The sequence below is a fragment of the Flavobacterium sp. genome (assembly GCF_044368995.1).
Lineage (GTDB): Bacteria > Bacteroidota > Bacteroidia > Flavobacteriales > Flavobacteriaceae > Flavobacterium.
On record NZ_JBIPMS010000114.1, the window covers coordinates 1 to 5,284 of the forward strand.

A 5,284-nucleotide genomic window follows, 5' to 3' on the forward strand; every position below is an offset into this window, starting at 1 on the left:
TTGCTGATGCATGTGATAAAATATATCCAAGAACTGTTTTTGCGCAGTCTAATTGTAATTTGGCTTCATCTTGTGCAAATGCTAATTTATTGTGTAATTCATTAGGTGTACCATTTACAAACACAATTAGCGTTGCTAGTGTTGGAGCCTCAGGATGTTTAGATACTACACCCAATCCTAATTGGTTCTATTTGCCAATTAGTACTTCTGGAACTGTTAATTTAGTAATTACACAAGGAAATAACGCTCCTAGTTTTAATAATCAAGATATAGATTACATCATATATGGTCCGTTTAATAGTGGTACTTCAAGTTGTAACTTAGTAGGACCAAATAATATTGTTAGTTGTAGTTATTCGGCTTCTTCTATTGAGTATCCTGTTATTCAAAATGCACAAGCAGGACAATATTACTTAATGATGGTTACTAATTTCTTCAATCAAAATGGATTTATTACTATTAATAATATGTCAACTTCTACTGGAGTAATTAACTGTACTGGTTTTACATTTAATGCTTTTTTAGATTCAAATAATAACGGTACAAAAGATACTGGTGAGGTGAATTTCCCATTAGGAAAGTTTACACATGAGAAAAATGATAATGGAGTAGTTCATAATGTAATTGCCCCAACAGGATCATTTAGTATTTATGATATGGTTACTACTAATTCATACGATGTTTCTTTTGTAGTAAATCCAGCATATGCATCTATGTATAATGTAAATCCTTCTCAGCTTTTAAATTTAACACCAACAGGAGCTGGAATGACAACTTATAACTTTCCAGTAACAACGCTTCAAATTTATAACGATTTAGGAGTGGCAGTTGTTCCATTTAATGCGCCAAGACCAGGATTTAATTATATTAATAGCGTTGTGTATGCCAATTTAGGAAATCAAATTATTTCTTCTGGAACCGTAACGTTCACAAAACCTTCAGCAGTAACTTTAGTTTCAACTACACCAGCTATAACTAGTACAGCATCAGGTTTTACTTACAGCTTCACTAATTTATTACCATTTGAAGTTAGAACAATTAATGTTATTATGTTAGTGCCAACTATTCCAACTGTAAATGCTGGCGATTATTTGGTAAGTCAAGCTTCAATAGAACCAAGTACTGGTGATGTGGTTCTTGAAAACAATAGTAACACATTAACTCAAATGGTTATAAATGCTTACGATCCAAATGATAAAATGGAAGCTCGTGGGCCTCAAATATTGCATTCTAGTTTTACTACTAATGATTATTTATACTACACTATCCGTTTTGAAAACACAGGTAATGCTAGCGCCATTAATGTAAGAATCAATGATGTTTTAAATAATAAGTTAGACGAAACTACTTTATCTATGATTAGTTCAAGTCATTCTTATGAATTAGACAGAGTAGGCACTGAATTAAATTGGAAATTTAATAACATTCAATTACCAGTTTCGGTTGCCAATTCTACAATCGGAAAAGGATATGTAACATTCAAAATCAAACCAAAACCAGGATATGCAGTTGGTGATATTATTCCAAATGCGGCATCAATTTATTTTGACTACAATCCAGCTATTGTTACTAATACGTTTACGACTGAATTTGTAGCCCTTTTAGAATCAGAATCATTCCAAACTAATGAGTTTATGGTTTATCCAAATCCAACGAATTCAATTTTGAATATTCAATCTAAAACCAATCAAACTATTTCCGAAGTAAATGTTTACGATTTATTAGGTAAAAAACTTACCTATAAAAAAGGAACTGTTTCTAATACAGAACTAGATTTAACAAATTATACCCCAGGATTATATTTATTGGAAGTTATTTCATCGGATAATCAAAGAAGTATTCATAAGATCATCAAAAAATAATCTTTATAAAATAAAAAAAATCCCGATTTATTCGGGATTTTTTTATGTCTAAAAGTAAGGATTTATAATAGTTCGAATAAAATTATAAAAATAAATAAAACATATTCCATAAAATTGTATTTTTGAAATCTAAATAGTTGAAAATCAAAATGAATAAAGTAATTGCTTTTTTCCTAATATTTTTACTACAATCGTGCCAGTTTTTCGATAAGAAAGTGCCTGATGAAAAAGTATTATTAGAACAAGAACTCAAAAAAATAAATTGGGAACAAGTGGACGAATTTCCTTCTTTTACAGCTTGTGATTCCTTGTCAGATACTTACAGTAAACAAAGTTGTTTTTATGAAACATTGTCGTCTCAATTACATTCTAAATTGAAAGATGATAGTATTGCTAAATTGTTTCCGCAAATAGACACCATTCAAGTAAAAGTAATTATATCTTCAAATTCCGATGTTAATTTTGAAGCTATTATTTCTGATTCAATTGCCTATAATAAAATTCAATTAGACAGTATATTTCAATTGCGATTAACCGATTTTCCTAAAATTAATCCCGCCATAAAAAGAGGCGTTCCAGTAAAAACAGAATTTCAATTACCAGTAGTTTTACAAAAAGAAAAATAGACTTCTTAATTTATATTTTTTTTAGGTTTATATATCAACACAAAATAACTCCCAATTAGTACTGGTAGCACTACATTTGCCATCCACACAAAGGTGCTGACAAATAAAACTACATACTCGTCAATATTTAATTTATTGAAAAACCAAATGGAGACACTTCCCTTCACTACAAAATCTAAAAATTGAAAAGAAGGTAACGAACTGGCAATAAAATATACCGCAGTTATAGTAGCCATTAAAGTAAAATAGTCAATTTTTACGCCAAATAACAAAAACAAAAAATAGTATTGATGCGTAAAAGTGACATATCTAGCAATCGCTAATACCGTGTTTTTTCGATGAATTTTCTTTGGAATTTCTGTAATTTTTTCTAAAAAAAATTGAACAGAATATCCTTTTATATTAGCTTTTTTTGTTAATAATAAAAAGCATACAAACAATAGTAAAATAAATAGAATAATTAAAAAAGTGTACGTATAACCCAAATACAAAAGTCCAATTAGCCCAAAAAATAGGGCAATAATCAATTGAATTCCATTACAAATTACGTTTAAAAATAAAATACGTTTGGTTTTATTTTTAGGAAAATAAAGTGCTTTTCCGGCGTATTCACCAATTCCGTTTGGGGTAAATAATCCTGCAGTTACACCAGCTAAAACTTGTTTTGTAGCAGTATATAGAGAAATTTTTTCAACTACTTCAACTAAATTCTGCCATTTTAAAATTTCCAAAAAACGATTTAAAAAACTAAAACCAAGCATGAAAACCAACCAAGAAAGAGAAAATTTATCTTGCAAAATTTCTGAAAATTGTTTCCAACTTAACTTGTCATCATTGGCTAATTTTTCATAAATGAAATAAAAAGCACCAAAAACAATCGTGAGTTTTATTATAAGTGTGAGATATTGTTTAGTTTTGTTTGAAATCATAATGCAAAGAAACAAAACTTTGATCTTGAAACCTTAAACCTGAAACAAAAATTTTGTCAAACGAACGCATCATTCTCGGTATCGATCCTGGAACCACCATTATGGGTTTCGGACTCATTCGTGTGGTCAATAAAAAAATGGAGTTTATTCAGTTAAACGAATTGCAACTAAGTAAAATGGACGATCATTATATGAAGTTGAAACGAATTTTTGAACGTACTATCGAATTAATTGATACTTACCATCCTGATGAAATAGCTATTGAAGCACCTTTTTTTGGAAAAAACGTTCAATCGATGCTAAAACTTGGAAGAGCACAAGGTGTCGCTATGGCTGCAGGTTTATCAAGACAAATACCAATTACAGAATACGAACCCAAGAAAATAAAAATGGCCATTACAGGAAATGGTAATGCCAGTAAAGAACAAGTTGCTAAAATGCTTCAACAACTATTAGGATTAAATACCTTACCCAAAAACCTAGATTCCACAGATGGATTAGCTGCTGCAGTTTGCCATTTTTTTAATTCAGGGAAAGTGGTGGGGACAACAAGTTATTCCGGTTGGGATGCTTTTGTAAAGAATAATGAAGATAAAATTAGAAAATAGTGCTCAGTGTTCAGTTTTTAGTGTTCAGATTTTTTTTCGTTTAGCATTAGAAAATAAAATAAGTTTATATGAAGTTCCAAGATTTATTCGCCTATCAAAAAGCATTTTCATTAGCAATGGAAATATTCGAAACAACAAAAAAGTTTCCAAAAGAAGAAATGTATTCCTTAACGGATCAAATTAGAAGAAGTTCTAGAAGCGTGCCAATAACAATTGCTGAAGCTTATAGAAAAAGGGAATATCCAAAACATTTTCACAGTAAGTTAACCGATTCTGATTCTGAAAATTCTGAAACTCAAGGTTGGTTAGAGTTTTCATTTAAATGTGAATATATTTCGGAATTAGAATATAATAGTTTACTTTCAAAAAGTAATGAAATTGGTAAACTTATTAATTTTATGATTTTAAATCCAGAAAAATTTGGAGTGAAGAAATAGCATTATATCTAATTTAAACTGAACACTAAAAACTGAACACTGAACACTTTTAAATGAGCGGCATTTACATCCACATCCCATTCTGCAAGCAAGCGTGTCATTATTGCGATTTTCATTTTTCCACTTCAATGACTAAGAAAGAGGAATTGGTGTTGGCTTTGGCGAAAGAAATGCTACTTCGTAAAGATGAATTTCAAAATGAAATAATTGAAACCATTTATTTTGGTGGAGGCACACCAAGTGTATTGACGATTGATAATATACGATTTTTAATTGATACGGTTTACAAGCATTATAAAGTTGTAGAAAACCCAGAAATTACTTTAGAAGCAAATCCAGACGATTTGGATAAAAAGACGATTCTTCAATATGCTAATTCGCCAATTAACAGATTATCTATTGGTGTTCAGTCGTTTTTTGAAGACGATTTGCAACTGATGAATCGCGCACATAATTCGGAAGAAGCAAAAAGATGTTTGAAATTTGCCACACAATATTTCGACAATATATCTATCGATTTAATTTACGGAATGCCAAATATGAGCAATGAGAAATGGCTTCAAAATATAGAAACGGCAATAAGTTTCAATATACCTCATATTTCTAGTTATGCCTTAACGGTAGAACCCAAAACAGCATTGCATAAAATGATAAAGTCTGGTACAATATCAAATTTAGATGATGATGTAGCACAACAACACTTTCATATTTTAATTGGCAAATTGCAAGAAAACGGATTTGTACATTATGAATTATCTAATTTCGGAAAGCCAAATTACTTTTCAAAAAATAATACGGCCTATTGGTTAGGTAAAAAATATA

Annotated in this window: 6 protein-coding genes; 5 read left to right on the forward strand and 1 reads right to left on the reverse strand. The window is 30.1% G+C overall.

Going from position 1 to position 5,284, the window contains the following annotated elements; all coding sequences use genetic code 11:
• Together ACIQ2I_RS07680 and ACIQ2I_RS07685 are read left to right on the forward strand one after the other, a co-directional pair.
• Nucleotides 1–1,862, forward strand: a 1,862-nt coding sequence (locus ACIQ2I_RS07680; RefSeq protein WP_396181838.1) for a T9SS type A sorting domain-containing protein, incomplete at its 5' end; no start/stop codon positions are given.
• Nucleotides 1,863–2,011: 149 nt separating this feature from the next.
• A complete protein-coding gene (locus ACIQ2I_RS07685; RefSeq protein WP_396181839.1) occupies nucleotides 2,012–2,488 on the forward strand; it encodes a hypothetical protein in 477 nt (158 codons plus the stop codon).
• 5 nt (nucleotides 2,489–2,493) lie between these two features.
• Here ACIQ2I_RS07685 and ACIQ2I_RS07690 read toward each other — a convergent pair whose 3' ends face one another.
• The gene (locus ACIQ2I_RS07690; protein WP_396181840.1) at nucleotides 2,494–3,417 is read right to left on the reverse strand and encodes a hypothetical protein; all 924 of its coding nucleotides are present in this window, start codon (nucleotides 3,415–3,417) and stop codon (nucleotides 2,494–2,496) included.
• A gap of 53 nt (nucleotides 3,418–3,470) precedes the next feature.
• On the opposite strand from ACIQ2I_RS07690, the gene ruvC reads away from it, so the two are divergent.
• The 3 genes from ruvC to hemW form a co-directional block, all read left to right on the forward strand.
• Nucleotides 3,471–4,025: a crossover junction endodeoxyribonuclease RuvC gene (gene ruvC, locus ACIQ2I_RS07695; RefSeq protein WP_396181841.1), complete on the forward strand. Its 555-nt coding sequence runs from the start codon at nucleotides 3,471–3,473 to the stop codon at nucleotides 4,023–4,025.
• A gap of 68 nt (nucleotides 4,026–4,093) precedes the next feature.
• Entirely contained in the window at nucleotides 4,094–4,462 is a 369-nt protein-coding gene (locus ACIQ2I_RS07700) for a four helix bundle protein (protein ID WP_396181842.1), read from the forward strand.
• Between the two features lie 53 nt (nucleotides 4,463–4,515).
• Nucleotides 4,516–5,284: radical SAM family heme chaperone HemW (gene hemW, locus ACIQ2I_RS07705; RefSeq protein WP_396181843.1), on the forward strand; the 769-nt coding region annotated here is incomplete at its 3' end.